Below are 25,926 nucleotides of genomic sequence, written 5' to 3' on the forward strand. Positions count from 1 at the left end.
GAGCAGACCGATGTCGCAACCCTTACTGAAAGTGACCGACCTGGCAAAAAGCTTTTCCGGCGTCTGGGCGCTGAGCAGCGCCCAGCTGACCGTCGGCGCGGGGGAGATCCACGCCCTGCTGGGGGAAAACGGGGCGGGAAAATCCACGCTACTGAAGGCGCTCGCGGGGGCGCAGCCGCAAACCCGCGGGGATATCTGGTTCAACGGCGAAACGCTGCCGGTGGAGGACTCCCCGGTGGAGCGCCAGAACAAGGGCATTATCACCATCTATCAGGAATTCAACCTGCTGCCCAACATGACCGTCGCGGAAAACATGTTTCTCGGGCGCGAGCCGCGTAAACGTAACCTGATCGTCGACGAAAAGGCGGTAAACCAGGAGGCGCAGGTCATTCTCGACTATCTGCAGCTGAACGTTGCGCCTACCACGCCGGTCGCCCGTCTGAGCGTGGCCCAGCAGCAGATGGTGGAGATCGCCCGGGCGCTGACCCTCAACGCCAGGCTCATCATTATGGACGAACCCTCCGCCGCGCTGAGCGACAGCGAGGTGGAAAGCCTGCACCGCGTGGTGCGCGAGCTTAAAAACCGCGGCGTGAGCATTATCTATGTCACCCACCGCCTGCACGAGGTTTTCCAGCTCTGCGACCGCTTCACCGTTTTCCAGGACGGCCGTTTCACCGGCACCGGCGCGGTGGCGGAGACCAACGTCGAACAGCTGATCCGCCTGATGGTCGGGCGCGACGTGGCCTTTAACCGCCGTCCCGCCAGCGAAACGCATCATGAGGATAAACCCGTCCGCCTGGCGGTGAAGGGGCTGAGCCGCGAAAAGCCGCCGCTGGATCCGCACGGCATCGCCCTGCACGACATCAGCTTCCACGTCCACGCCGGGGAGGTCTTAGGCATTGCCGGACTGGTGGGCGCCGGGCGCACCGAGGTGGCCCGCTGCCTCTTTGGCGCAGACGCGTTTACCTCGGGCAGCTTTGAGCTGGACGGCGTGCCCTACCAGCCGCGCGACCCGCTGTATGCCCTCGATCAGGGCGTGGCGCTGGTGCCGGAAGACCGCAAAAAAGAGGGGGCGGTGCTGGGGCTGTCCATTCGCGACAACCTGTCGCTCTCGTGCCTCTCCTCGCTGCTGCAGTGGCGCTGGTTCGTGAACACCCGCAAAGAGGACGACCTGATCGAGTCCTACCGCAAGGCGCTGCAGATCAAGATGGTCAACAGCGCGCAGGAGGTGCGCAAGCTCTCCGGCGGTAACCAGCAAAAAGTGATCCTCGCGCGCTGCATGGCGCTCAACCCGCGGGTGCTGATCGTCGATGAGCCGACGCGCGGCATCGACGTGGGGACCAAATCGGAAGTGCACCAGGTGCTGTTTGACATGGCGAAAAAGGGCGTGGCGGTGATCGTGATCTCCTCCGATTTGCCTGAAGTGATGGCGGTGTCAGACCGGATCATCACCCTGAGCGAAGGGCGAGTGACCGGCGAGATCCACGGTGACGACGCTAACGAAGAACGGCTGATGACGATGATGGCCATCAACCACAACGCCCTGAACGCGGCATAACGGAGTTTCTCATGACGCAGATGATTTCTAAAACGCAGGCCCCGGTCAAACGCGCCGGACGCATCGATCCCATCGCCTTCTTCGAGCGCTTCGGGGTGCTGATTTTCATGATCCTGCTGCTGATCTTCTTCCAGTCGCAGAACAGCAACTTTTTCTCTGAACGCAATATTTTCAACATCCTGACCGAAGTCTCCATCTACGGGATCATGGCCGTGGGGATGACCTTCGTCATCCTGACCGCCGGGATTGACCTCTCCGTGGGCTCCATTCTGGCGGTGTGCGCCATGACCGCGGCGTACGTGATTAAGGGCGACAACTTCACCACCGTCGACCCGAACGCCTGGGGCGGCATGAGCTGGCTGATTGGGCTCGGGATTTGCCTGGCGATGGGCACGGCGATTGGCTTCCTGCACGGCCTGGGCGTGACCCGCCTGCGCCTGCCGCCGTTCATCGTCACCCTCGGCGGGATGACCATCTGGCGCGGCCTGACGCTGGTGATCAACGACGGCGCGCCGATCGCCGGGTTCGATCAGGGCTACCGCTGGTGGGGGCGCGGGGAGCTGCTCGGCATCTCCATTCCGATCTGGATCTTCGCCATCGTCGCCCTCGGCGGCTATCTGGCGCTGCATAAAACCCGCTGGGGCCGCTTCGTCTACGCCATCGGCGGCAACCCGGAGGCGGCGCGCCTGGCGGGGGTGAACGTCAAGCGCGTGCTGGTCAGCGTCTACGTGCTGATTGGCTGCCTGGCGGGGCTGGCGGGCTTCATTCTGAGCGCGCGTCTGGGGAGCGCCGAGGCGGTGGCCGGGATCTCCTTTGAGCTGCGCGTCATCGCCTCGGTGGTGATTGGCGGCACCTCGCTGATGGGCGGCTACGGGCGCATCGGCGGCACCATTATCGGCTCCATCATCATGGGGATTCTGATTAACGGCCTGGTGCTGATGAACGTCTCGGCCTACTACCAGCAGATTATCACCGGGTTAATTATCGTTCTGGCGGTGGCGTTCGACACCTACGCCAAGAGCCGTCGCGGCGCACTGTGAGGATCACGATGAAAGAGGTTCGTATTGGATTGATTGGCACCGGGTATATCGGCAAGGCGCACGCTATCGCCTATGCCCAGGCCCCGACGGTGTTCAACCTGCGCGGCAGGCTGGTGCGCGAGATGGTGGCGGAAGTCACGCCGGAGCTGGCGGCAACGCGCGCGCAGGCGTTTGGCTTCAACCGCTCCACCGGCGACTGGCGGGCGCTGGTGGCCGACCCGGCGATTGACGTGGTGGATATTTGCTCACCCAACCACCTGCATAAAGAGATGGCGCTGGAGGCGATCCGCCACGGCAAGCACGTCTACTCGGAGAAGCCGCTGGCGCTGAACGCCCATGACGCGCGCGAGATGGTCGACGCCGCGAAGCGGGCCGGGGTGAAAACGCTGGTGGGGTTCAACTACATGAAGAACCCGACGGCGCAGCTGGCGAAGGAGATTATCGCCCGCGGCGAGATTGGCGAGGTGATCCACTTCTACGGCACCCACAACGAAGACTATATGGCCGACCCGCTCTCGCCCATTCACTGGCACTGCTTTAAAGAGACCGCCGGGCTGGGGGCGCTGGGTGACCTGGCGGCGCATATCGTCAACATGGCCCAGTACCTGGTCGGGGAGATCGAGCAGGTCTGCGGTGACCTGAAGATTGTGGTCCCGGCACGTCCGGCAAAGGCCGGGTCGTCAGACATGATTGCCGTCGAAAACGAGGACCAGGCCCACGCGATGGTGCGCTTCGCAGGCGGGGCGCAGGGCGTGATTGAAACCTCCCGCGTCGCCTGCGGCCGCAAGATGGGGCTGTCGTACGTCATTACCGGGACCAAAGGCGCCATCAGCTTTACCCAGGAGCGCATGGCGGAGCTGAAGCTCTATCTGCATGACGATCCGGTAAACCGTCAGGGGTTCCGCACCCTGCTCGTCGGCCCGGCACACCCGGACTACGCCGCGTTCTGCATGGGCGCAGGCCACGGGATTGGCTTTAACGATCAAAAAACGGTGGAGGTGCGCGACCTGGTGGACGGGATTGCCGCCGACGTGCCGATGTGGCCGGACTTCGAAGAGGGCTGGAAGGTGTCGCGCGTGCTGGACGCGATCGCGCGCTCGCACCGGGAAGGCCGCTGGCTGAACGTGAACGACATTGTCTGATGAGGTATCAACGTGGAAAAGCAGTTTGATGTGATATGCATGGGCCGCGTGGCGGTAGACCTCTACAGTCAGCAGATTGGTGCCCGTCTGGAGGATGTGTCGAGCTTCGCCAAATACCTCGGCGGCTCGTCCGGCAACGTGGCGTACGGCACCGCGCGCCAGGGGCTGCGCTCGTCGATGCTGGCGCGCGTCGGCGACGAGCATATGGGCCGCTTCCTGCGCGAAGAGCTCAGCCAGGTGGGCTGCGATACCAGCCATCTGATTAACGATAAAGACCGCCTCACGGCGCTGGTGCTACTCGGCATTAAAGACCGGGACACCTTTCCTCTGATTTTTTATCGCGATAACTGCGCGGATATGGCCATTACGGCCAGCGATGTGGACGAAAGCTACATTGCCTCCGCACGGTGTCTTGCCATCACCGGGACTCACCTTTCTCATCCTCAGACCCGCGAGGCGGTGCTGACGGCGCTGGGCTATGCCCGCCGTCACGGCGTGCGCACGGTGCTGGACATCGACTACCGTCCGGTGCTGTGGGGGCTGACCTCCTTAGGCGACGGTGAAACGCGTTTTATCGCCGCGGATAAGGTCACCCGCGAGCTGCAGGAGGTGCTGCACCTCTTCGACGTCATTGTCGGCACCGAGGAGGAGTTTCACATTGCGGGCGGCAGCACGGAGACCCTGCAGGCGCTGGGGCAGGTGCGTGCGGTGAGTCAGGCCACGCTGGTCTGCAAGCGCGGTGCGCTCGGCTGCTCGGTTTATACCGACGCCATTCCGCCCCGGCTGGACGACGGCCTGACGGTGACCGGCGTGCGCGTGGAGGTGCTGAACGTCCTCGGCGCGGGGGATGCGTTTATGTCCGGCCTGCTGCGCGGCTACCTGAACGACGAGGGCTGGGAGCAGGCGTGTCGCTATGCCAACGCCTGCGGCGCGCTGGTGGTCTCGCGCCACGGCTGCGCCCCGGCGATGCCGAGCAAAATCGAGCTGGATGACTATCTCTCTCGCGCTGCGGATGTGCCGCGCCCGGATCTCGACCCGCGTCTGAACCATCTGCACCGGGTCACTACCCGTCGCCGCGAGTGGCCGGAGCTGTGCGTGATGGCCTTCGACCACCGCAGCCAGCTTGAGGATATGGCGCTGCAGTGCGGGGCGTCGCTCAAACGTATTCCGGCGCTCAAGCAGCTGATCCTGCAGGCCAGCCGCGAGGCGGCGAGCCGGGCCGGGCTGGCAGGCAAAGCCGGCCTGCTGTGCGACGGCACCTTTGGACAGGACGCGCTGAACGCCATCACCGGCGAGGGGTGGTGGATTGGTCGCCCCATTGAGCTGCCTGGCTCGCGTCCGCTGGAGATGGAGCACGGCAACATCGGCACCCAGCTTATCAGCTGGCCGCAGGAGCACGTGGTGAAGTGCCTTGTCTTTTTCCACCCGGAAGATGCCCACGGCCTGCGCCTGGAGCAGGAGCAGAAAATCGCCGAGGTGTACCACGCCTGCTGCCGGTCCGGGCACGAGCTGCTGCTGGAGGTGATCCTGCCTGCGACCATGCCGCGCAGCGACGAGCTCTACCTGCGCGCCATCTCCCGCTTCTACAACCTCGGCATTTACCCCGACTGGTGGAAGCTGCCGCCGCTTTCCGCCGAGGGCTGGACGGCACTGAGCGAGATTATCGAACGCCGTGACCCGCACTGCCGCGGGGTGGTGATCCTCGGCCTGGATGCCCCTGCAGAACAGCTGCGCGCCGACTTCAGGGCCGCAGCGGGGCAGACGGTAGTTAAAGGCTTCGCCGTAGGGCGCACGCTGTTCGGCGATGCCTCCCGCGCGTGGCTGAAACACGATATTGACGATGCGCAGCTGGTGGCGCGCATCCGGGACAACTACCTGCAGCTTATCGCCTGGTGGCGCGAGCGCGGACACGCATAATGGAGACGACAATGAGTGTACAACTGGGCATTAACCCGCTGACGTGGACGAACGACGATCTGCCTTCTCTGGGCGCAGAGACGCCGCTGGAGACCTGCCTGAGCGAAGGTAAAGAGGCCGGTTTTGCAGGGTTCGAACTGGGCAATAAATTCCCGCGCGAAGCGCGGCTGCTTGGCCCCATCCTGCAGCGCCATGATTTGCAGCTGGTCTCCGGCTGGTACTCCGGCCGACTGCTGGAGCGCAGCGTGGAGGCGGAGATCGCCGCCGTGCAGTCCCACCTGACGCTGCTGCGCGAGCTGGGGGCAAAGGTGCTGGTGTTTGCGGAAGTGAGCGGCTGCATTCACGGCGAGCAGCAGACCCCGGTACATCTGCGCCCGCGTTTCCCGCAGGCACGCTGGAAGGAGTATGGCGAGAAGCTCACGGAATTTGCCCGCTATACGCAACAGCAGGGCGTGCAGATTGCCTATCACCACCATATGGGGACGGTGATTGAGTCCGCTGACGACGTGGACAACCTGATGACCCATACCGGCGAAGAGGTTGGGTTGCTGCTGGACACCGGCCACCTGACCTTTGCCGGGGCCGATCCGCTGGCGGTGGCGCAGCGCTGGGCGTCGCGTATCAACCACGTTCACTGCAAAGACGTGCGCGCCGACGTGCTGGCGGACGTGAAAAACCGTAAAACCAGCTTCCTTGATGCGGTACTGAGCGGCGTGTTTACGGTGCCGGGCGACGGCTGCGTCGATTACCCGCCGATCATGCAGCTGCTGAAGGCGCAGGATTATCACGGCTGGCTGGTGGTGGAGGCGGAGCAGGACCCGGCGGTTGCCCATCCGCTGACCTACGCCCGTCTGGGGTATAACAACCTGAGCCGTCTGGCGCGCGACGCCGGACTGATTTGAGGAGGTGACATGTCACGTCTGTTATCACGCTGGCAACAGCCGAACGCGGAGGGGCGGACCCAGTCCGTCACGCCGGAACGCGCAGGGTGGGGATACGTCGGCTTTGAGGCGTATGAGCTGCAGGAGGGGCAGCAGCTGACGCTGCCCGCCGTCAGCGAAGAGCGTTGCCTGGTGCTGGTCGCCGGGCGCGCCTCCATCAGCACGCCTTCCGCGCAGTTTAACGACATCGGCGAGCGGATGAGCCCGTTCGAGCGCATCAAGCCGTGGGCGGTGTACGTTACCCCGCAGGAGACGGTGCAGGTGAAGGCGCTAACGAGGCTCGAGCTGGCGGTCTGCGCCGCCCCCGGCAAGGGCACGTATCCGACGCGGCTGATTGCGCCGCAGGATATCGACGCTGAAGCGCGCGGCAAGGGCCATAACCAGCGCTACGTGCACAACATTCTGCCGGAAGATAAGCCCGCGGACAGCCTGCTGGTAGTGGAAGTCTGGACTAACGAGGGCTGCACCAGCTCGTACCCGAGCCACAAGCACGACACGGATAACCCGCCCCGGGAGACTTACCTGGAGGAGACCTACTACCATCGCCTCAACCCGGAGCAGGGGTTCTGTATGCAGCGGGTTTACACCGACGACAGAGCGCTGGATGAGTGCATGGCGGTCTATAACCGTGACGTGGTCATGGTGCCGAAGGGATACCACCCGGTGGCGACGATGGCCGGGTATGACAGCTATTATCTCAACGTGATGGCCGGGCCGGTGCGCAAGTGGATGTTCACCTGGGAAGAGGACCACGCGTGGATTAATCGGGATTATCCTGCGGATGGCGGGCGCTGAGGCTGTTTTTTGCCGGGTGGCGCTGCGCTTACCCGGCCTACAATTCGCAAAAAATTACTTTGCTTCAATCGCCTGCTCAATCGTCCGGGCGATAGCCTCCGGCTGGCTCACCATCGACACGTGGCTCGCGGAGACCTCGGTGGTTTTCGCATGGATCGTCTTCGCCATCGCACGTTCAAGATCGGGGTTGATCATTCGGTCATTTTTGCTGACCACAAACCAGCTCGGCTTATCATGCCACGCCGCGTGGGTCACCTTTTCACCAAACGCATCGGCCTTAATTGGCCCCTGCGTGGCCGCGATTGCAGTTTGTTCCTCGGGCTTCACGTCCGGCGCGAAATCTTTCCTGACGGCGTCCGTCGGCAGGTATAAATAGCCGTCCGCCGTTTTGGCGATGCCCGCGCTGCCCGGCGGCGGCGGGTAGCTTCCCGCGAGGTCCGCCGTCGACTGGCCGGCATCCGGCGCGAACGCCGCCACATACACCAGCGATTTCACCCGCGCATCGTTGCCCGCTTCGCTAATCACGGTGCCGCCCCAGGAGTGACCCACCAGCACGACATCCCCCTGCGCGCGGGCGATGGCCCGCTTTGTGGCCGCAACGTCATCGTTAAGCGACGTGAGCGGCAGCTGGACGGCAATGACCTCTGCGTGCTGTTTCTGCAACAGGGTAATCACCTTATTCCAGCTGCTGCCGTCGGCAAACGCGCCGTGCACCAGCACGACGCTGGTTTTGCTCTGTGCAAAGGCGCTGGCGGAAAGCGCCAGCAGGCCTGCCGTCAGTACAGTCAGTGCTTTCATCTTCAGACTCCTTAAAAATGGTGGACCGCCGCATGAGGCGGTACGGTGAATTCAATGGTTTTGTGGTCGAGCGGCTTGTGCGTCGGGTCGGCCAGAATAATCGTCACCTTGTGTTTACCGGCGGGGAGTCCCACCAGAATCACCGGCTCTCCGCTGGCGTCAGCCCAGTGCCACGGCGCGTCATCCACCACCACGTGAATGTGCCCGATGCGCGGGGTGACCTTGAGCGCTTCAGGTCCGAATACCGGCTCGATGCGCAGGTTTTCGGCACGGTACTGGATAAACACCGCGCCTTTACTCAGCGGCCCGGAAAGCGGCGGATCGACGATCAGTTTTGCCGGCGGTTGCGGCTGCGCCAGCGGGGCAACGGCGGCGGGGCCGTTAACGTCCGCGGCGCTCAGGTTGTCCAGCGGCGTGGCCTGGGCATGTGTTACAGAGGCCAGGACGAGCAGGGGTAAAATTGCGTAACGACGAATCATGGTTCTCTCCTCATCGGTTCTGAATGACGACAGGGAAAGAAAACCATTTTTATGTATCGGAGATATTTGCCGGAGGGGGCGTTTTGTACCCGTTTGTCAGCGCGTCGCGCGGGATACAGTGCGATACAGTTTGCCTCCCGGGACGGCGCACGATCGCTATCGCCAGCCCGGCAATCACCAGCGTTAACCCCGTCGACACTCCCATTGCACCCGCGATCCCCAGCGTTTTGTTCAGCCACGCATAGGCAAACGGTGCGGCTGCGGCCATCAGCTGGCCCGGGATAAGCAGCATGCCCGTGCGGCGGGCATAGCTTTCCGCGCTAAACAGCTCCAGTGGCAGCGTGGCTTTTACTATGGTGACCAGCCCGTTGATGGCGCCGTAGCCCAGCACAAACCCGGCCGCGCACCAGACAAACAGGACGCTGCTTATTCCCACAAGAAAACACAGCGGCATGGCAAGAGCGGTAAAGAGCGTAAGCTTGAAGGGGGTTAAGCGGCCACCTGCCAGCACCTCCAGCGAGCGCGCGCCCGTCTGGCCGATCCCCCACAGCATGCCGATGGCGACCGGCAGGCCAAAGTGGGCAATAAACTCCGGCAGATGGGTGGAGGTGCCGTTAGAGACAAAGGTGATAAGGGCGATGAAGGCCGCATAAAGCCAGGCTTTACGCCGCTCGTTGCGCAGGGGCGGCGCGATGGCCTTCGTGTTTTCCGTCAGCCGCTGCCGGGGAAGCGTGCGGATCAGCACTGCGCTCAGCAGGCCAAGCAGGGCATAAATGCGTAACGCGTCCTGCCAGCTCATGATGTGAAGCAGGCCATCGCCCAGCGGCCAGAAGACGGCGGAGGCCAGCCCGCCCGCCAGCGTGACGCGTGAGATCGTTCTTCGCGCCTGCTGCCCGTAGAGGTTGACCAGCGCGGCGAACAGCGCATCGTACAGCGACAGGCGCATCCCAGTGCCGGCGACAATCCAGGCGCCGTACCAGCCATAAAGCGTCCGTGTATACGCCATTTCTGCGCAGCTTGCGGCGATCAGCAGCGTTCCGACCATCACCACTTTTTGACCGCCAAAGCGTGCCAGCAGGCGGGCGACAAAAGGAGATACCGCCGCCATCACCAGCATCGCCAGCGTCAGGCCGAGGTAAATCTGCGGTGACGACCATCCCCGGTCGGCTGAAATGGCCCGCGCAAAGGTGCCGGGCATATAAAACGAAATCCCCCAGTTGATGAGTTGATTACACCCGGCGGTGAGGGCGAGGCGACGAGGAAGGGCAGAGGTTTCCATGAGTTTTCATTCCGTTATGCAGTTGTCCTGAGCATAACGGGCGCGGTATTGTGCTGGCAGGGCTGCAACCTTATGCACGGTATAAGAGAAACTTTGAATGACGACGCTTAATCTGGGCTATCTCGCCACCTTCCGCCTGGTTCACCAGCGCGGCAGCTTTTCAGCGGCAGCGGACGTTCTGGGCCTCTCCCAGCCCGCCGTCAGCCTGCAAATACGCCAGCTGGAGCAGTTTCTGCAAACGCGGCTGGTGGAGCGTACCGGGCGAGGGATTAAGGCGACGGCTGCCGGAGAAACCTTGCTGGCGCACGGGGAGCGTATTCAGCAGGTGGTGGATGACGCCATCCGGGCCGTGAATGCGTTTAGCCACGACGTGAGCGGCACCATTACCCTTGGCACGGGGGCGACGGCCTGCATTCATCTTCTGCCGCCGCTGCTGGAGCAGCTACGCCGCGACTATCCGCTCCTGAGCGTGGGAGTCACGACGGGCAACACCCTCGACATCGTCAGGGCCATTGAAGAGAACCGTCTCGATATGGGGCTGGTGACCCTGCCGGTCAGCGGCAGAGCGCTGGACGTCATGCCGGTGATGGACGAAGAGTTTGTCTTTATCGCCTCAAGGGAGCAGCAGGACGCTTTCAGGGAGTTAACCCCGGAGGCGCTCCATGCCCAGCCGCTGATCGCCTTTGAGACAGGCAGCGGGACCCGGGCGCTGATTGATGGCTGGTTTGCCGCCCATGGGGTAGCGATGGCGCCGGTGATGCAGCTTGGCAGCATCGAGGCGATCAAACGCATGGTTCGCGCGGGGCTGGGCTACAGCATCGTGCCGCGAATGGCGGTAGAACAGGATGCCGATCGCGAGGGGCTGTGCGTGATGTCGCTGACGCCCATGCTGCAGCGGCAGCTGGCGGTGGTGATGCGGCAGGATAAAATCCTCAGCAAAGGGATCGCGGCCCTTATTCGGCTCGTACAACATCCTTCGGGGGGTTAGCGGTCAGCGGTGTCGACGGTCAGGAGGCTGGATTGCTGTGACTGGGTTTTGTCCTGATGGTGGTACCAGGCGCCAATCGAAGAGTAAACGAAGCGGCCAAAGAAAAACAGGAAACTGATAAGCAGTATGATGCGGGTCATTCGGGTGTTAAATCGATGTCGTTTGCGCATACGCGTGACCTGACTCACTCTGTTTTTCCTGGATAAGCCCTCCCGGGCGATAAGGATATTAAGGCACAGCGGGAAGATGGGGTCAATTCTGTGATGTGTAAATAACCGTCAACGTTTGCATTAACTATTGTTATTGAAATTAATAATTGCATTTACCATATTGATAATATGAAGAAAATTATTTCACAAAATTCTTCTGCAAGGCTTATTTGCGTGAAATAGTTTGATTTAAGTCAACGGATTCCCGGCTCTGATATTTAAAATCCCTCCTCCACACTGTTCACTCTGCACGTCGCGGGGTGGCGCCAGGTCAGGTTGGATGCCTGTCTTTATCTTCCCTCTGGAGAAAAAGGGGTTTAACCGGGCATCTATGAAGATTTTCGCTTTTCTGAAAAACAATAAATACCGTTGGTGGGCATTGCCGCTACTATTACCGGTGGTTTTGCTTCCCGTGCTGAGCGTGGCAAATACGTTCACGCAGCTGGGGGACGGTATCGCGGCGCTTTATTATTTACCGCTCTCCTTTTTGCTCTCGCTGATGATGTTCTTTGGCCTGGAAGCCCTTCCCGGGATCGTGTTGTCGCTGTTTATCCGCTATTACCCGTCGGTCGGGATGTTCGAAACGGTTGCCGGGGTGCTCCATTTTATTGTCCCTTTAGTCCTCAGCTGGGGCGGCTACCGGGTGTTTGCGCCCAGACGCAATATGACGGCGTACGGCGACATCCGGCTGATGGCGCAGCGCATCTTCTGGCAGGTTATCTGCCCCGCGACGCTGTTTCTGGTGCTGTTTCAGTTTGCGGTGTATCTGGGCGTGTATGAGAGTCGCCAGAGCCTCGCGGGGTTGAACCCTCTTAACATTCTTACGCTCATTAACTACCAGGCGCTGCTGGTCAGCGGGCTGACGGGCGTGCCGTTGAGCTATCTGCTGATCCGCCTGATCCGTCATCCGCGGTATATCAAAAGTCTTCTCTCGCAGATCCGTTTCCAGATAGAGAAAAAGGTGACGGCCGCGGAGTTTTTGCTGTGGGCGATTGCGCTTGGCGGGCTGCTGTCGCTGCTGCTGCTCCCGATAAATGAAAACAGCTCCATCTTCACCACTAACTATACCCTGTCGCTGCTGATGCCGGTGATGCTCTGGGGCGCGATGCGTTTTGGCTATAAGCTGATTTCGCTGATCTGGACCCCGATACTGCTGGTGTCCATTCACTATTTTTACCGCTATATCCCAGTGAACGCGGGGTACGATATTCAGCTGGCGATCACCTCTTCCAGTTACCTGGTCTTTTCGTTTGTGGTGATTTATATGTCGATGCTGGCGACCCGCCAGCGCGCGGTGAACAAACACGCCCGCAGGCTGGCACTGCTCGATCCGGTTGTCCATATGCCTAACCTGCGGGCGCTGTCGCGCGATCTGGCGAAGAATCCGTGGTCGGCGCTCTGCCTGCTGCGCATTCCGGAGCTGGAAATTCTGGGCCGAAATTACGGCGTGCAGCTGCGCATTCAGTACAAACAGCAGCTGGCGCAGTGGATTAACGCTACGCTCCAGCCCAATGAGCAGGTGTATCACCTCACCGGATATGACATGGCGGTGCGGCTCAACGCGGAATCGCACCAGCAGCGGATTGACGCCCTGGACGAGCATATCAAGCAGTTCCGCTTTGTCTGGGACGGCATGCCGCTGCAGCCGCAGGTTGGCGTAAGCTACTGCTATGTCCGGTCCCCTGTTAACCATCTTTATCTGGTGCTGGGGGAGCTGGCGGTGGTGGCCGATCTGTCACTCTCCTCTAATCACCCGGAAAATCTTCAGCAGCGCGGTGCCGTCCATTTGCAGCGCAGCCTGAAGGATAAAGTCGCGATGATGAGCCGCCTGCAGAAGGCGCTCGACAACGACGAATTCATCCTGCTGGTTCAACCCGTTCGTGGCCTGCGTGGCGATTGCTATCACGAAGTCCTGCTGCGGATGCCGGACACCAATGGGATACTGATCTCCCCCGATCAGTTCCTGCCCGTCGCGCAGGAGTTTGGTTTGTCCTCCCGGGTGGATCTGTGGGTGCTTGAGCATACGCTGCGCTTCCTGGCCGCGCATCGGGAAAGACTGCCCGGCCAGCGCTTTGCTATTAATCTGGCGCCTTCAACAGTGTGCCGGGTGCAGTTCCCGCTTGAGGTGAGCCGCGTGCTGGCGAAATACGCTATTGAGCCGTGGCAGCTGATCTTTGAAGTGACGGAGTGCAGCAACTTCTGCAACGCGGAGCAGGCGCTGCATATCCTCAGTCAGCTGCAGAAAATGGGGGTACGCATTGCGATTGATGATTTTGGTACCGGCTATGCAAGCTACGCGCGGCTAAAAAGCGTGGACGCAGATATTCTTAAAATCGACGGCGACTTCATCCGCAATATCGTCAACAACAGCCTGGATTATCAGATTGTGGCGTCTATCTGCCATCTGGCGCGCATGAAGAAGATGCTGGTGGTGGCGGAATATGTCGAGACCGAAGAGATACGTAGCGCGGTTCACGCGCTAGGTATCGATTATGTGCAGGGCTATTTGATTGGCAGACCGGCACCGCTTGAGTCACTGCTGGAAACAGAGGCGTCCTGCGCGGACGCCTGAACCGTTACGCGGCGACGTCGGCGCTCTCTTCCTCGATTTTGAGCAGCCAGCCGGTGACCGCTTCCCAGTACTGCTGCTCCTTTTCCAGGTCCAGCAGGACCAGCGCGTTCTGGCTGAACCAGTCGTGCGGGAAGCTCAGCGTCCAGTGATGGTCGTCGGTTTTCAGCTTCAGCGTGGGCGGCGTGGTGGTCGCCTGACGCTGGTTATTGAGCAGCACGCCCAGACGCAGGAGCTGAATCAGCGGCAGGAACTGCTTTTTCTTAAACAGCGTGAAGCGCGGCAGGTCGTCGAGCTTGATGGCTTTGCGGTGATACCGCACCAGGGTCGCCATCATGGTCTGCTGCTCCTGGTTGAAGCCAGGCAGATCGCTGTTTTGCAAAATATAGGCCGAATGGCGGTGCATCCCGCTATGGTTGATGTTCAGACCCACCTCGTGCAGCATCGCGGCCCATTTCAGCAGCGCGGCAAGCTGCGGGTGCGCCAGCTTCGGATTCTGCTCTTCCCACTGTTCATACATCTGCACCGTGGTGTCCAGCACACGCTTCGCCTGCTCGCGGTCGATGTTGTACTGGTTGGCCAGGCTTTGCGCGGTGCGGCTGCGAATATCCTGATGGCGGAAGCGGCCTTCCATTTCGTACAGCACGCCTTCGCGCAGCGCGCCGTCGGACAGGCGCAGCTCTTTAATGGCCAGCGCATCAAACACGCCGCAGAGAATGGCCAGCCCCGGCACGAAGACCGCCTTACGCTCGTCGGAAAGCCCCGGCAGGCTTAAGGCGTCAAAACTTTTATGCTTCAGCACTTCGTCGGTCAGCAGCGTCAGGCGTTCGGGCGTGATGAACCCATCTTTTTCACCCATTGCCAGCAGCACTTCATGCGCCGCCTTGATGGTGCCCGACGCGCCCAGCGCCACGTTCCAGCCCTGAATACGGTACTGCCAGGCCAGGTTTTCCAGCTTCTGGACAGCCGCCATACGTGCACGCTGGAAGTTCTCGCGGGTGATTGTGCCGCCCGGGAAATACATCTGCGCGAAGCTGACGCAGCCCATACGGCGGCTTTCCACCAGGCGAGGCTCAAAGTCTTCGCCGATCACAAGCTCCGTAGAACCGCCGCCGATGTCGATCACCAGCTTGCGCCCTTTTTCCGGCTGGGTGTGCTCGACGCCCATGAAAATCAGACGCGCTTCCTCGTTACCGGAGATGATCTCAATCGGGTAGGGGATCACCTTTTCGGCCCGCTTGAGAAACTCTGGCGCATTCAGCGCCTGGCGCAGGGTGTGGGTGCCCACGATGCATACGCTGGAGGGCGAGAAGCCCTGCAGGCGTTCAGCAAACAGCGACAGGCAGTTTAACCCGCGCTCCATCGCCTCTTCGCTGAGCATGCTGCGTTCATCAAGGCCATCCGCCAGGTGTACGCGCTGCTTCAGACGACCGATGATCTGCAGCGCGCCATCCACCTCACGGGCGATGACCATGTGGAAACTGTTAGAGCCAAGATCGACCGCGGCGAATTCCTGCGGGCGTGGGGTCTTATCATTTATCGGCATAGGTTAATCGGGTTGCTCGAGTGATTTGATATAGTCGTAAATCGCCAGTTGCGACCGCACTTTACGGCGGTTGCCGCGCGGTACATAGCGGTTACTGAGTTCTTTGTCGATATAGCGCGCCTTCACCGTATCGCTGAACAGGATCTCGATAATGTCGAGAATACGCTGTTTCAGACGTGGATCCAGCAGCGGGGTTGCGACTTCAATTCGGTAGTCAATATTGCGCGTCATCCAGTCTGCCGAAGAGAGATAGACCTGTTTGTCGCCTGCATTATCGAAAATATAGACCCGATCGTGTTCCAGGTAACGGTCAACAATGCTGATCACCCGAATATTGTCGCTGATGCCTTCCAGTTCCGGGATCAGCGAGCACATGCCGCGGATCAGCAGGTTAACCGGTACGCCAGAGCTGGACGCGGCGTACAGCCTGTCCACCAGTCCTTTGTCGACCAGATTGTTCAGCTTCAGCGTGATGCCGGACGACAGCCCTTTCTGGGCATTGGCAATCTCTTTATCAATCATATCGTACAGCAGACGGCGCGAGTTCTGCGGCGAGACCAGCAGATAGTCGAAGCTGACAGGGCGGTACGGGTTCTCAATGAAGTTAAAGACCCGACGTACCTCGTTGGTGATGCGCGCATCGGCGGTCAGCAGCGAGTAGTCGGTATAAATTCGCGCCGTTTTCTCGTTAAAGTTCCCGGTACCGATGTGGGCATAGCGCACCACGTCGTCGCCCTCTTTACGGGAGATCAGGAACAGCTTGGCGTGAATTTTCAGACCCGGCGCGGAGAAGATCACGTGCACGCCCGCTTCCGTCAGACGGCGCGCCCAGTGAATGTTCGCCTCTTCGTCGAAGCGCGCCTGCAGCTCAACCACCACGGTCACTTTTTTGCCGTTGTGCGCGGCGTGGATCATCGCATCGATGATGCGGGAATCTTTTGCCACGCGGTAGATGTTGATTTTGATCGCCAGCACGCTCGGGTCGAACGAGGCCTGACGCAGCAGCTCCAGCACGTGTTCAAACGTGTGATACGGATAGTAGAGCAGAACATCGCGCTCGCGAATGGCGTCGAACCCGTTGCGGAATTTATCAAACCACAGATGGCGCAGGCGCGGCAGCGGCTTGTTCACCAGATTGGCCTTGCCGACGTTCGGGAAGCCAATAAAGTCTTTAAAGTTGTGGTAACGGCCGCCCGGCACGATGGAGTCATAGCGCGAAATGGTCAGCTTCTCGCGCAGCATTTCTACCATGGCGTCCGGCATATCGCGCTGATAAACAAAGCGCACCGGCTCGGCCGTCAGGCGTTGTTTCAGGCTGGAGGACATCAGCTCCATCAGGCTGGCCTCCATCTCGTGCACCAGGTCATATTCGGCGTCACGGGTCATCTTCATCGAGTAGGCGTTTAACGCATCGTAATCGAAGAAGCCTTTGAAAATGTCGTCGAGACAGTAGCGCAGGATGTTGTCCAGCAGGATCATCGGCTTGCGTCTGCGCGGGGTTTCCGGCGGCAGGTTCACGAAGCGCGGGACCTTGTCGGACGGGATCTCCAGCAGCGCGTAGCGAATGGATTCACCGCGAATAATTTCTACGGCCAGATAGGTGTAGTCATCTTTCAGGAACTGCACCAGATCGGTTTCGCGGTTGATGAGAATCGGGGTAATGTGCTGGCGCAGGTACTGTTTAAAATAGTGGCGCAGCCAGTTTTGTTGGTTAACGGAAAGCTGACGTTCGTTAATCAGGAAGATTTGATTGCGCGCCATCTCCAGCAGCAGTTCGTTATACAGGCCGTCAAATTCCTGATCGGCTTTCAACACGCGGGACTGGATTTTGCCCAGCAGATGCCGCGAGTGAGAGTTTAGGCCCTGTTCTTCACTGATGATGATCCGTCTTTTCAGCTCGGCAAAGCGAACCTTGTAGAACTCATCCAGGTTGTTGGAATAGATGCCCAAAAAACGCATGCGTTCGATCAGCGGGTTACTTTTGTCAGCCGCTTCCTGGAGTACACGTTCGTTAAATGCTAACCAGCTTAGCTCTTTCTCGATATATAACTTTTCCTGACCCATTACAGCTCACACTCCAGTTCAATCACAGGACGTGGTAAATCCGTCTCGTCCTTATTATGGCGAGCATTTCCACGATATGTCCAACAGTGCCAGAAAAGTATGACAGTTATTTTTTTTGTTGGAGAATTTAGAAGGTTGGAGAAGGGAATATCGGGTAATGCAAGGTAGATGTCGGGTAAGCGCGGCGCCACCCGACATAACAAACTACTCTTCCGCCGCATGGCCCTGCGGGGGTAACTTCACGCCATCCAGCCAGGCAGCGCCGTCGCGCATTTCGAGACGCCCGTCGACAAACCAGCTTACCACCAGCGGGTAAATGGCGTGTTCCTGGGTCTGCACGCGTTCGGTCACCTCTTCTTCGCTGTCGCCGTCAAAGACCGGGACTTTGGCCTGCAGGATCACCGGACCGCCGTCCAGCTCGTCGGTAACGAAATGCACGGAAGTGCCGTGCTCCTCATCGCCGTTTTCCAGAACCTGACGATGGGTGTGCAGGCCGGGATATTTCGGCAGAAGAGAAGGGTGAATATTCAGCAGACGTCCGGCGTAGTGCGCAACAAAAGCCGGGCTCAGAATGCGCATATAGCCCGCCAGCACCACCACGTCAGGCGCGTAGGCATCAATCTCCTGAACCAGCTCGCGGTCAAAGGCTTCACGCCCGGCGAACTGGCTGGCTTCCAGCGCGTGCGCGGGTATGTTCGCTTCCCGCGCGCGCTCAAGGCCGAACGCGTCGGCCTTGTTGCTGAATACTGCCCGAATGGTGCCGTTGATTTTCTTCTGTTTGCAGGCGTCTATGATGGCCTGCAAATTGCTTCCGTTGCCGGAAATGAGCACCACGATGTTTTTCATTCAATGACCACACGCTGTTCGGAATCGGAGGCTTTAATCGTACCGATTTTCCACGCGTTTTCACCTTTTTCGGTCAGCAGTTTAACCGCTTTATCCGCTTCGCTTGCTGGCAGGGCGATAACCATGCCCACGCCGCAGTTAAAGGTGCGGTACATTTCGTGAGAGCTCACGTTGCCTGCGGTCTGCAGCCAGTTAAACACGGCTGGCCACTGCCATGAGGATTCGTCGATTACGGCTTGGGTGTTGTCCGGCAGCACGCGCGGGATGTTCTCCCAGAAGCCGCCGCCGGTCAGGTGGGCGATTGCGTGCACGTCAACGTTCTCAATCAGTTCCAGCACGTTTTTCACGTAGATGCGGGTTGGCGCCAGCAGGTGGTCTGCCAGCGGTTTACCGTCAAGCTCGGTGGTCAGCGGGTCGCAGCCGCTCACTTCGAGAATTTTACGCACCAGAGAGTAGCCGTTGGAGTGTGGGCCGCTGGAAGCCAGTGCGAGCAGCACGTCACCATCCGCCACTTTGCTGCCGTCGATAATTTCTGATTTTTCTACTACGCCGACGCAGAAGCCCGCGACGTCATAATCTTCGCCGTGATACATACCCGGCATTTCAGCGGTTTCGCCGCCGACCAGCGCACAGCCGGACTGCAGACAGCCTTCGGCGATACCGTTAATGACGCTGGCCGCGGTATCCACGTCCAGTTTGCCGGTCGCGTAGTAATCGAGGAAGAACAGCGGCTCTGCGCCCTGAACCACCAGGTCATTCACACACATCGCGACCAGATCGATACCGATCGTGTCGTGACGTTTTAAATCCATCGCCAGGCGCAGCTTGGTGCCTACACCGTCAGTACCCGAGACCAGAACAGGTTCACGATATTTTTGCGGCAGCGCGCACAGTGCGCCGAATCCACCCAGACCACCCATCACTTCCGGGCGGCGGGTTTTTTTCACCACACCTTTGATTCGGTCAACCAGCGCATTACCTGCGTCAATATCAACACCGGCATCTTTGTAGCTGAGAGAAGTTTTGTTGGTCACGGCTCAAGTCCCCACGCGATTGCATAGCTAGTAAGAAAAATCGGCGCAATTCTAACAGTCCAGGCAAACGTTTGCGAGCCTATTCTCGGTGCGGGGATCTTTTTTTCTCTCTGGCTTAGGCAGGGCGACAAACTTGACTCTGTTCACGAAAATGAAACCGGTTTCGGCGTTCTGCTTGCAACGGCTATCCCCTTTGCACATCATCGAACTGAAACCGGTTTCTGTAATTGTTTTTGCAGAAAATAACGCAGAATGAGGGAAAGCAAATGTCAGGATTTAAAGCAGATTTTCTGTGGGGTGGTGCCGTTGCGGCGCATCAGCTTGAGGGCGGCTGGAAAGAGGGCGGCAAGGGCGTTAGCGTTGCCGATGTGATGACGGCGGGCGCGCACGGCGTACCGCGCGAAATCACCAACGGCGTGCTTGAGGGGAAAAATTACCCTAACCATGAAGCCATCGATTTCTACCACCGCTATACAGAAGACATCAAACTCTTTGCCGAGATGGGGTTCAAATGCTTCCGTACCTCCATCGCCTGGACGCGTATCTTCCCGAAAGGTGACGAGCTTGAGCCGAACGAGGCCGGTCTGAAATTCTATGACGATCTGTTCGACGAGTGCCTGAAGTACGGCATCGAACCGGTGATTACGCTTTCCCACTTCGAGATGCCTTTCCACCTGGTCACGGAATACGGCGGCTGGCGCAACCGTAAGCTGATCGACTTCTTCGTTCGTTTTGCGAAAGTGGTTTTCCAGCGCTATCAGCATAAAGTGAAGTACTGGATGACCTTTAACGAGATCAACAATCAGGCCAACTTCCATGAAGATTTTGCGCCGTTTACCAACTCCGGGCTGAAGTACGCGCCGGGTGAAGATCGTGAGCCGGTGATGTTCCAGGCCGCGCACTATGAACTGGTGGCCAGCGCCCTGGCGGTGAAGGCGGGGCGCGAGATTAACCCGTCCCTGCAGATCGGCTGCATGATTGCCATGTGCCCCATCTACCCGCTGACCTGCGCGCCGAACGACATGATGATGGCGATGAACGCCATGCACCGCCGCTACTGGTTTACCGACGTGCACGTGCGCGGTAAGTATCCGCAGCATCTGCTCAACTACTTTGAACGTCGCGGCTTCGCGCTGGATATCACCGAAGAAGATAAAGTCGCGCTGACGCAGGGCTGCGTGGATTACATCGGGTTTAGCTATTATATGTCCTTCGCCACCAAGGCGACGGCGGACAACCCGCAGCTGGACTATGACGAGAGCAAGAGCCTGGTCTCTAACCCGTACGTGCAGAAATCCGACTGGGGCTGGCAGATTGACCCGGTGGGGCTGCGCTACTCCCTCAACTGGTTCTGGGATCACTACCAGCTGCCGCTGTTTATCGTTGAAAACGGCTTTGGCGCAATCGACGTGCAGGAGAGCGACGGCACCGTGAACGACCAGTACCGTATTGATTACCTCGCCGCCCACATCCGCGAGATGAAAAAAGCGGTGGTGGAAGATGGCGTAGACCTGATGGGTTACACCCCGTGGGGCTGTATCGACCTCGTATCTGCCGGTACCGGTGAAATGAAAAAACGCTACGGCTTTATCTTTGTCGATAAAGATAACGAAGGGAACGGCACGCTGAACCGCAGTAAGAAAAAGTCGTTCGACTGGTATAAGCAGGTGATTGCGAGCAACGGCGAGCAGCTATAATTGCCCGGTGGCGCTGCGCTTACCGGGCCTACGGGACGTGTAGGCCGGGTAAGCGTTAGCGCCACCCGGCAGAACCCGCACCCAAGCCGGAGTCTCGCCTCCGGTTTTTTTGTCTCTAAATCACTTTGCTTGATATACGTCAAGCAACATGGGTATGGCGCAATCCGAAAAAAGCGGTATAATCCCGCGATTTTTTTGCGGATGCCATTCAGAGGAGAAAGAGAATGAAGATTGTGGAAGTGAAACACCCACTCGTTAAACACAAGTTGGGCCTGATGCGTGAGCATGACATCAGCACGAAGCGTTTTCGCGAACTGGCCTCTGAAGTCGGCAGCCTGCTGACTTACGAAGCGACCTCCGATCTGGAGACAGAAAAAGTCACCATCGAAGGCTGGAACGGCCCGGTGCAGGTTGAGCAGATCAAAGGTAAGAAAATTACCGTTGTGCCAATCCTGCGTGCCGGTCTCGGCATGATGGAAGGCGTGCTGGAGCATGTGCCAAGCGCGCGCATCAGCGTGGTGGGGATCTACCGTAACGAAGAAACCCTCGAGCCGGTTCCTTACTTCCAGAAGCTGGTGTCCAACATCGACGAGCGTATGGCGCTGGTGGTTGACCCGATGCTGGCAACCGGCGGTTCAATGATTGCCACCATCGACCTGCTGAAAAAAGCGGGCTGCAGCAGCATTAAAGTGCTGGTGCTGGTTGCGGCACCGGAAGGGATCGCGGCACTGGAAAAAGCGCACCCGGACGTTGAGCTGTATACCGCCTCTATCGACCAGGGCCTGAACGAGCACGGGTACATCATCCCGGGGCTCGGCGATGCCGGCGATAAGATCTTTGGTACGAAATAATCGAATAACGATAAATAAGCCGACTTTGATAGTCGGCTTTTTTTTGAATAAAACACCAACAACGATACTACTCAGAGGAAAACACTATGACGCGCCGTGCTATCGGGGTGAGTGAAAGACCGCCGCTTTTACAGACTATCCCGCTTAGTTTGCAGCACCTGTTCGCCATGTTTGGCGCAACCGTGCTGGTGCCAATCCTGTTCCACATTAACCCGGCTACCGTGCTGCTGTTCAACGGCATTGGTACGCTGCTGTACCTCTTTATCTGTAAAGGCAAAATCCCGGCGTATCTCGGGTCGAGCTTCGCCTTTATCTCTCCGGTGTTATTGTTGCTGCCGCTGGGTTATGAGGTCGCGCTGGGCGGCTTTATCATGTGTGGCGTGCTGTTCTGCCTGGTCTCCTTCATCGTGAAGAAAGCCGGTACCGGCTGGCTGGACGTGATGTTCCCCCCTGCGGCGATGGGCGCCATCGTGGCCGTCATCGGTCTTGAGCTGGCGGGCGTGGCGGCGAACATGGCCGGCCTGCTGCCAGCAGACGGTCAGTCGCCGGATTCCAAAACCATTATCATCTCGCTGGTGACGCTGGGCGTAACGGTCTTTGGCTCCGTGCTGTTCCGCGGCTTTATGGCGATTATCCCGATCCTGATCGGCGTGCTGGCGGGCTATGCGCTCTCCTTTATGATGGGCGTGGTGGATACCACCCCGATTGCGCAGGCGCACTGGTTCGCGCTGCCTACCTTCTATACGCCGCGCTTCGAATGGTTTGCGATTTTCACCATTCTGCCTGCGGCGCTGGTGGTGATTGCGGAGCACGTCGGCCACCTGGTGGTGACGGCGAACATTGTCAAACGTGACCTGATCCGCGACCCGGGCCTGCACCGTTCCATGTTTGCGAACGGTTTCTCCACCATCATCTCCGGTTTCTTTGGATCTACGCCAAACACCACCTACGGTGAAAATATCGGCGTGATGGCGATTACCCGCGTCTACAGTACCTGGGTTATCGGCGGCGCGGCGATCATCGCCATTCTGCTCTCCTGCGTCGGCAAGCTGGCGGCAGCGATTCAGATCATCCCGGTGCCGGTGATGGGCGGCGTGTCTCTGCTGCTGTACGGGGTCATCGGTGCCTCCGGTATTCGCGTGCTGATTGAATCCAAAGTGGATTACAGCAAAGCGCAGAACCTGATCCTGACGTCGGTGATCCTGATTATCGGCGTGAGCGGCGCGAAGGTGCACATCGGGGCGGCCGAGCTGAAAGGCATGGCGCTGGCGACCATCGTCGGCGTTGGCCTGAGCCTCATTTTCAAGCTGATCTCCGTGATCCGCCCGGAAGAGGTGGTGCTGGACGCTGACGAAAGCGAAAAAGCGTCACAGTGATCCTTTAACCGGGCGGACGATCCGCCCGGTTCTCTCCTTGCAGGTTCCGTGTTAAACTCCATGCCGATTTTATGTCAGATCTGGTTGAGGTACTTCTGAACGGACCGGCACAGCTCTCTCTGCCACTCTATCTCCCTGACGACGAAACGTTTGCAAGTTTCTGGCCGGGTGATAACCCCTCTTTACTGGCTGCACTGCAAAACGTGCTGCGTCAGGAACACAGCGGATACATCTATATCTGGTCACGCGAAGGTGCGGGGCGCAGCCATCTGCTGCATGCCGCCTGTGCGGAGCTTTCGGCGCGCGGTGATGCGGTAGGCTATGTGCCGCTGGATAAACGAACCTGGTTTGTCCCTGACGTGCTGGAGGGGATGGAACATCTCTCCCTGGTCTGCATCGATAACATCGAATGCGTGGCGGGGGATGAGCCGTGGGAAATGGCGATCTTTAACCTCTACAACCGCATTCTGGAATCGGGCAAAACCCGGCTGCTGATCACCGGCGATCGTCCGCCTCGCCAGCTGAATCTGGGACTGCCGGATCTGGCGTCTCGCCTGGACTGGGGACAAATCTACAAGCTCCAGCCGCTGTCGGATGAAGATAAGCTTCAGGCGCTACAGCTGCGTGCAAAGCAGCGTGGGTTTGAGCTGCCGGAAGACGTGGGCCGTTTCCTGCTGAAGCGGCTGGACCGCGAAATGCGCACGCTGTTCGACACGCTGGATCAGCTCGATCGCGCCTCGATTACCGCCCAGCGCAAGCTGACCATTCCGTTTGTGAAAGATATTCTGAAGCTATAGTTGTGCCGGGTGGCGGCTGCGCCTTACCCGGCCTACATATGGCACCCGTAGGCCCGGTAACCGCAGCGCCACCGGGCGAAACCATCAGAGGATCTCGAGCACGTCTTCCGGCGGGCGTCCAATGCGCGCCTGGCCGTTCGCCACCACAATCGGGCGCTCAATCAGCTTTGGATTTTCAACCATCGCCTGTATCAGCCGCTCCTCGGAGAGACGGTCGTCATTCAGGTTAAGCGACGTATACAGATCTTCTTTCTTGCGCATCAAATCCCGTGCACTGCCCATGCCCAGCATATGCAGCAGCTGGCGGAGGGTTTGCGCGTCCGGTGGGGTGTCGAGGTACAGCACCACCTCCGGCTCCACGCCGTTAGACTTCAGCAGGCTCAGGGTATTGCGGCTCTTGGAGCAGCGCGGGTTGTGATAAATTTTTACGGCGTCTGTCATGACGTGAATTCTCCTTGATTACATCTTCTCGTACGGCTTGAAGCGCTGCTGCAGGCCGCGAAGCTGATCGATACGCGCGTCGTATCGGGCCTGCTGGAGGCTGCCGAGTTTGACCTGCGAGCTGGCGCTGCTGAGCGCGGAAATGGCCTGATCGAGGCGGCCCACCAGGGCAAAGCCTTCGGCACGCGCCGCGAGCTCCTGGTCGCGGTTGCCAAGCTGGGCTTCTGCCTGAGCGAGCAGATCCCAGCCGTTTTGATCGTCTTTATTGTTAAAGGTGTAACGGTTCAGGATGGTCGCCGCTTCACCCGGCTGGCCGCCCTGCAGGTAAGCGTTCGCCAGGTTAAGCTGCAGCACCGGGTTGGTACGGACGTCTTTCGCCCCTTTCAGGCGGTTAATCGCATCGGCAGGCTTCTTCTGCCCCAGATCGATATCCGTCGACAGATCGAGGTACCACGGGTTGTTCGGGTCGGCAGCCAGAAGCGGTTGCAGCGCTTTACGCGCCTCGTCGTATTTGCTGGCTTCCATCGCCTGGAGCGCCTGACCATACTGCGCGGCGTTTTTCTCACGCACGTTGCCTTTCGCCAGGGCATCCAGCAGGTCGCTGGTGAGCTGGTTACGCCCGGAATTGTACATCCCCAGCGTTCTCACTTTCGCCATGTAGAAATCCTGCGAAGACTGGACCACGACCGGGCGCATCTGGTTGGCACGGTTACGCGCGTCCGACAGACGGCTTTCAGGCAGCGGGTGCGTGAGCAAGATTTCCGGTGGACGGGAAGAATAACGCGCCTGATCGAGCAGTTTTTCGAGGAAGCTCGGCATGGCCTGCGGGTCAAAGCCTGAGCGCTGTAACACCTGGATGCCGATACGGTCCGCTTCCTGCTCGTTTTGTTGGGTAAAGCTGATCATCCCCTGGCGCGTCCCGGCCAGCGTACCGGTCAGCGCCGCCATCCCGGCCTGCGGGCTGGCCATCGCCAGCAGAATGGAACCCAGTGCGCCCACCCAGGTGAGGGGAGCGTTACGTTTCTGGTCTTCCATCGCACGTGCCAGGTGCCGCTGGGTGACGTGCGAAATTTCGTGCGCCATGACCGAGGCCAGCTGGCTTTCGTTGTCCGAATAACGGAATAACGCCGAATGCAGCACCACGTTACCGCCAAAGAAGGCGAAGGCGTTGATTTCGTCATTATTGATTAAATAAAAATGGAAGGGGGTTTTTACCGAGTCGGCGTGCGCCACCAGACGCATTCCCAGCCCGTTTATGTACTGTACCAGCAAAGGGTCGTTAATCAGCGGGGCGCTGCCGCGCAGCTGGCGGACATAGTAGTCGCCCATTTGCATCTCTTGCCCAATAGAGAGCGTGCTTCCTGCCGTGGTGCCCATGTCCGGCAATGTATCGGACGAGTCAGCAAAAGCGGGCAACACCTGACCGACCGTCACCGCGGCAATCAGTGTTGCAACCAGTGTTTTTCTCAACTGCCTGAACATAACCACTGTCCTGTATGTTAGATGTGCTAGTTTGACCGATGAACCGGCATATCGTTCATCTCTGCTGCCCTGGGAGT

The 25,926-nt window shown here is 59.3% G+C and carries 22 protein-coding genes; 12 read left to right on the forward strand and 10 right to left on the reverse strand.

Going from position 1 to position 25,926, the window contains the following annotated elements:
• Positions 1–10 precede the first annotated feature (10 nt).
• Genes N6P30_RS09530 through iolB form a run of 6 tightly spaced genes read left to right on the forward strand, consistent with a single transcriptional unit; the run spans position 11 to position 7,393 of the window.
• Entirely contained in the window at positions 11–1,558 is a 1,548-nt protein-coding gene (locus tag N6P30_RS09530) for a sugar ABC transporter ATP-binding protein (RefSeq protein ID WP_023294279.1), read from the forward strand.
• Between the two features lie 11 nt (positions 1,559–1,569).
• A complete protein-coding gene (locus N6P30_RS09535; protein ID WP_008502116.1) occupies positions 1,570–2,598 on the forward strand; it encodes an ABC transporter permease in 1,029 nt (342 codons plus the stop codon).
• A gap of 8 nt (positions 2,599–2,606) precedes the next feature.
• On the forward strand, positions 2,607–3,740 hold the full coding sequence (locus tag N6P30_RS09540) for a Gfo/Idh/MocA family protein (protein WP_023294278.1): 1,134 nt from the start codon (positions 2,607–2,609) through the stop codon (positions 3,738–3,740).
• 12 nt (positions 3,741–3,752) lie between these two features.
• Complete coding sequence (iolC, locus tag N6P30_RS09545) at positions 3,753–5,657, forward strand: bifunctional 5-dehydro-2-deoxygluconokinase/5-dehydro-2-deoxyphosphogluconate aldolase (RefSeq protein WP_023294277.1); 1,905 nt, start codon at positions 3,753–3,755, stop codon at positions 5,655–5,657.
• 11 nt (positions 5,658–5,668) lie between these two features.
• Complete coding sequence (gene iolE, locus N6P30_RS09550; RefSeq protein ID WP_023294276.1) at positions 5,669–6,559, forward strand: myo-inosose-2 dehydratase; 891 nt, start codon at positions 5,669–5,671, stop codon at positions 6,557–6,559.
• A 9-nt stretch (positions 6,560–6,568) separates the two neighbouring features.
• A complete protein-coding gene (gene iolB / locus N6P30_RS09555; protein ID WP_023294275.1) occupies positions 6,569–7,393 on the forward strand; it encodes a 5-deoxy-glucuronate isomerase in 825 nt (274 codons plus the stop codon).
• A 54-nt stretch (positions 7,394–7,447) separates the two neighbouring features.
• Here the strand turns inward: iolB and N6P30_RS09560 are convergent, their stop codons facing one another.
• Genes N6P30_RS09560 through N6P30_RS09570 form a run of 3 tightly spaced genes read right to left on the reverse strand, consistent with a single transcriptional unit; the run spans position 7,448 to position 9,949 of the window.
• Complete coding sequence (locus tag N6P30_RS09560) at positions 7,448–8,191, reverse strand: alpha/beta fold hydrolase (protein ID WP_023294274.1); 744 nt, start codon at positions 8,189–8,191, stop codon at positions 7,448–7,450.
• Positions 8,192–8,202: 11 nt separating this feature from the next.
• Complete coding sequence (locus tag N6P30_RS09565) at positions 8,203–8,670, reverse strand: DUF6130 family protein (protein WP_023294273.1); 468 nt, start codon at positions 8,668–8,670, stop codon at positions 8,203–8,205.
• A 49-nt stretch (positions 8,671–8,719) separates the two neighbouring features.
• Positions 8,720–9,949, reverse strand: a complete 1,230-nt coding sequence (locus tag N6P30_RS09570; protein ID WP_023294272.1) for an MFS transporter — start codon at positions 9,947–9,949, stop codon at positions 8,720–8,722.
• A gap of 97 nt (positions 9,950–10,046) precedes the next feature.
• On the opposite strand from N6P30_RS09570, the gene N6P30_RS09575 reads away from it, so the two are divergent.
• Entirely contained in the window at positions 10,047–10,937 is an 891-nt protein-coding gene (locus tag N6P30_RS09575) for a LysR family transcriptional regulator (protein ID WP_008501649.1), read from the forward strand.
• Here N6P30_RS09575 and N6P30_RS09580 read toward each other — a convergent pair.
• Positions 10,934–11,125, reverse strand: a complete 192-nt coding sequence (locus N6P30_RS09580; protein WP_050582422.1) for a YfgG family protein — start codon at positions 11,123–11,125, stop codon at positions 10,934–10,936. The two genes, N6P30_RS09575 and N6P30_RS09580, sit on opposite strands and share 4 nt — an antisense overlap.
• 352 nt (positions 11,126–11,477) lie before the next feature.
• On the opposite strand from N6P30_RS09580, the gene N6P30_RS09585 reads away from it, so the two are divergent.
• Entirely contained in the window at positions 11,478–13,718 is a 2,241-nt protein-coding gene (locus tag N6P30_RS09585; protein ID WP_032663083.1) for an EAL domain-containing protein, read from the forward strand.
• 4 nt (positions 13,719–13,722) lie between these two features.
• On the opposite strand, the gene ppx is transcribed toward N6P30_RS09585, so the two are convergent.
• The 4 genes from ppx to purM all read right to left on the reverse strand — a co-directional run bounded on the left by ppx (position 13,723) and on the right by purM (position 19,205).
• Entirely contained in the window at positions 13,723–15,261 is a 1,539-nt protein-coding gene (gene ppx / locus N6P30_RS09590; RefSeq protein WP_008501646.1) for an exopolyphosphatase, read from the reverse strand.
• A 3-nt stretch (positions 15,262–15,264) separates the two neighbouring features.
• On the reverse strand, positions 15,265–17,325 hold the full coding sequence (gene ppk1 / locus N6P30_RS09595; RefSeq protein WP_008501645.1) for a polyphosphate kinase 1: 2,061 nt from the start codon (positions 17,323–17,325) through the stop codon (positions 15,265–15,267).
• A gap of 204 nt (positions 17,326–17,529) precedes the next feature.
• Positions 17,530–18,171: a phosphoribosylglycinamide formyltransferase gene (gene purN, locus N6P30_RS09600; protein WP_023294269.1), complete on the reverse strand. Its 642-nt coding sequence runs from the start codon at positions 18,169–18,171 to the stop codon at positions 17,530–17,532.
• Positions 18,168–19,205: a phosphoribosylformylglycinamidine cyclo-ligase gene (gene purM / locus N6P30_RS09605; RefSeq protein WP_023294268.1), complete on the reverse strand. Its 1,038-nt coding sequence runs from the start codon at positions 19,203–19,205 to the stop codon at positions 18,168–18,170. Before purM ends, purN begins: the two co-directional genes overlap by 4 nt.
• Positions 19,206–19,471: 266 nt before the next feature.
• Between purM and N6P30_RS09610 the strand changes: the two genes are divergently transcribed.
• The 4 genes from N6P30_RS09610 (at position 19,472) to N6P30_RS09625 (ending at position 23,926) form a co-directional block, all read left to right on the forward strand.
• The gene (locus N6P30_RS09610; protein WP_058673578.1) at positions 19,472–20,902 is read left to right on the forward strand and encodes a 6-phospho-beta-glucosidase; all 1,431 of its coding nucleotides are present in this window, start codon (positions 19,472–19,474) and stop codon (positions 20,900–20,902) included.
• 224 nt (positions 20,903–21,126) lie between these two features.
• Positions 21,127–21,753, forward strand: coding sequence for a uracil phosphoribosyltransferase (upp, locus tag N6P30_RS09615; RefSeq protein WP_008501641.1), 627 nt, complete (start codon positions 21,127–21,129; stop codon positions 21,751–21,753).
• Between the two features lie 86 nt (positions 21,754–21,839).
• The gene (gene uraA, locus N6P30_RS09620) at positions 21,840–23,129 is read left to right on the forward strand and encodes a uracil permease (RefSeq protein WP_023294266.1); all 1,290 of its coding nucleotides are present in this window, start codon (positions 21,840–21,842) and stop codon (positions 23,127–23,129) included.
• Between the two features lie 95 nt (positions 23,130–23,224).
• Entirely contained in the window at positions 23,225–23,926 is a 702-nt protein-coding gene (locus N6P30_RS09625) for a DnaA inactivator Hda (protein WP_213014348.1), read from the forward strand.
• An 84-nt stretch (positions 23,927–24,010) separates the two neighbouring features.
• Here N6P30_RS09625 and arsC read toward each other — a convergent pair whose 3' ends face one another.
• Positions 24,011–24,367, reverse strand: a complete 357-nt coding sequence (arsC, locus tag N6P30_RS09630) for an arsenate reductase (glutaredoxin) (protein ID WP_023294265.1) — start codon at positions 24,365–24,367, stop codon at positions 24,011–24,013.
• 18 nt (positions 24,368–24,385) lie between these two features.
• Entirely contained in the window at positions 24,386–25,849 is a 1,464-nt protein-coding gene (bepA, locus tag N6P30_RS09635; RefSeq protein ID WP_021241809.1) for a beta-barrel assembly-enhancing protease, read from the reverse strand.
• Positions 25,850–25,926: the final 77 nt, after the last annotated feature.

The organism is Enterobacter sp. PL1 (genome assembly GCF_945957325.1).
GTDB lineage: Bacteria > Pseudomonadota > Gammaproteobacteria > Enterobacterales > Enterobacteriaceae > Enterobacter > Enterobacter roggenkampii.

Coding starts and splice junctions, on each gene's coding strand:
- N6P30_RS09530 (WP_023294279.1), top strand. CDS start 11: ATGTCGCAACCCTTACTGAAAGTGACCGACCTGGCAAAAAGCTTTTCC.
- N6P30_RS09535 (WP_008502116.1), top strand. CDS start 1,570: ATGACGCAGATGATTTCTAAAACGCAGGCCCCGGTCAAACGCGCCGGA.
- N6P30_RS09540 (WP_023294278.1), top strand. CDS start 2,607: ATGAAAGAGGTTCGTATTGGATTGATTGGCACCGGGTATATCGGCAAG.
- iolE (WP_023294276.1), top strand. CDS start 5,669: ATGAGTGTACAACTGGGCATTAACCCGCTGACGTGGACGAACGACGAT.
- iolB (WP_023294275.1), top strand. CDS start 6,569: ATGTCACGTCTGTTATCACGCTGGCAACAGCCGAACGCGGAGGGGCGG.
- N6P30_RS09560 (WP_023294274.1), bottom strand. CDS start 8,191: ATGAAAGCACTGACTGTACTGACGGCAGGCCTGCTGGCGCTTTCCGCC.
- N6P30_RS09565 (WP_023294273.1), bottom strand. CDS start 8,670: ATGATTCGTCGTTACGCAATTTTACCCCTGCTCGTCCTGGCCTCTGTA.
- N6P30_RS09570 (WP_023294272.1), bottom strand. CDS start 9,949: ATGGAAACCTCTGCCCTTCCTCGTCGCCTCGCCCTCACCGCCGGGTGT.
- N6P30_RS09575 (WP_008501649.1), top strand. CDS start 10,047: ATGACGACGCTTAATCTGGGCTATCTCGCCACCTTCCGCCTGGTTCAC.
- N6P30_RS09585 (WP_032663083.1), top strand. CDS start 11,478: ATGAAGATTTTCGCTTTTCTGAAAAACAATAAATACCGTTGGTGGGCA.
- ppx (WP_008501646.1), bottom strand. CDS start 15,261: ATGCCGATAAATGATAAGACCCCACGCCCGCAGGAATTCGCCGCGGTC.
- ppk1 (WP_008501645.1), bottom strand. CDS start 17,325: ATGGGTCAGGAAAAGTTATATATCGAGAAAGAGCTAAGCTGGTTAGCA.
- purN (WP_023294269.1), bottom strand. CDS start 18,171: ATGAAAAACATCGTGGTGCTCATTTCCGGCAACGGAAGCAATTTGCAG.
- N6P30_RS09610 (WP_058673578.1), top strand. CDS start 19,472: ATGTCAGGATTTAAAGCAGATTTTCTGTGGGGTGGTGCCGTTGCGGCG.
- upp (WP_008501641.1), top strand. CDS start 21,127: ATGAAGATTGTGGAAGTGAAACACCCACTCGTTAAACACAAGTTGGGC.
- uraA (WP_023294266.1), top strand. CDS start 21,840: ATGACGCGCCGTGCTATCGGGGTGAGTGAAAGACCGCCGCTTTTACAG.
- arsC (WP_023294265.1), bottom strand. CDS start 24,367: ATGACAGACGCCGTAAAAATTTATCACAACCCGCGCTGCTCCAAGAGC.
- bepA (WP_021241809.1), bottom strand. CDS start 25,849: ATGTTCAGGCAGTTGAGAAAAACACTGGTTGCAACACTGATTGCCGCG.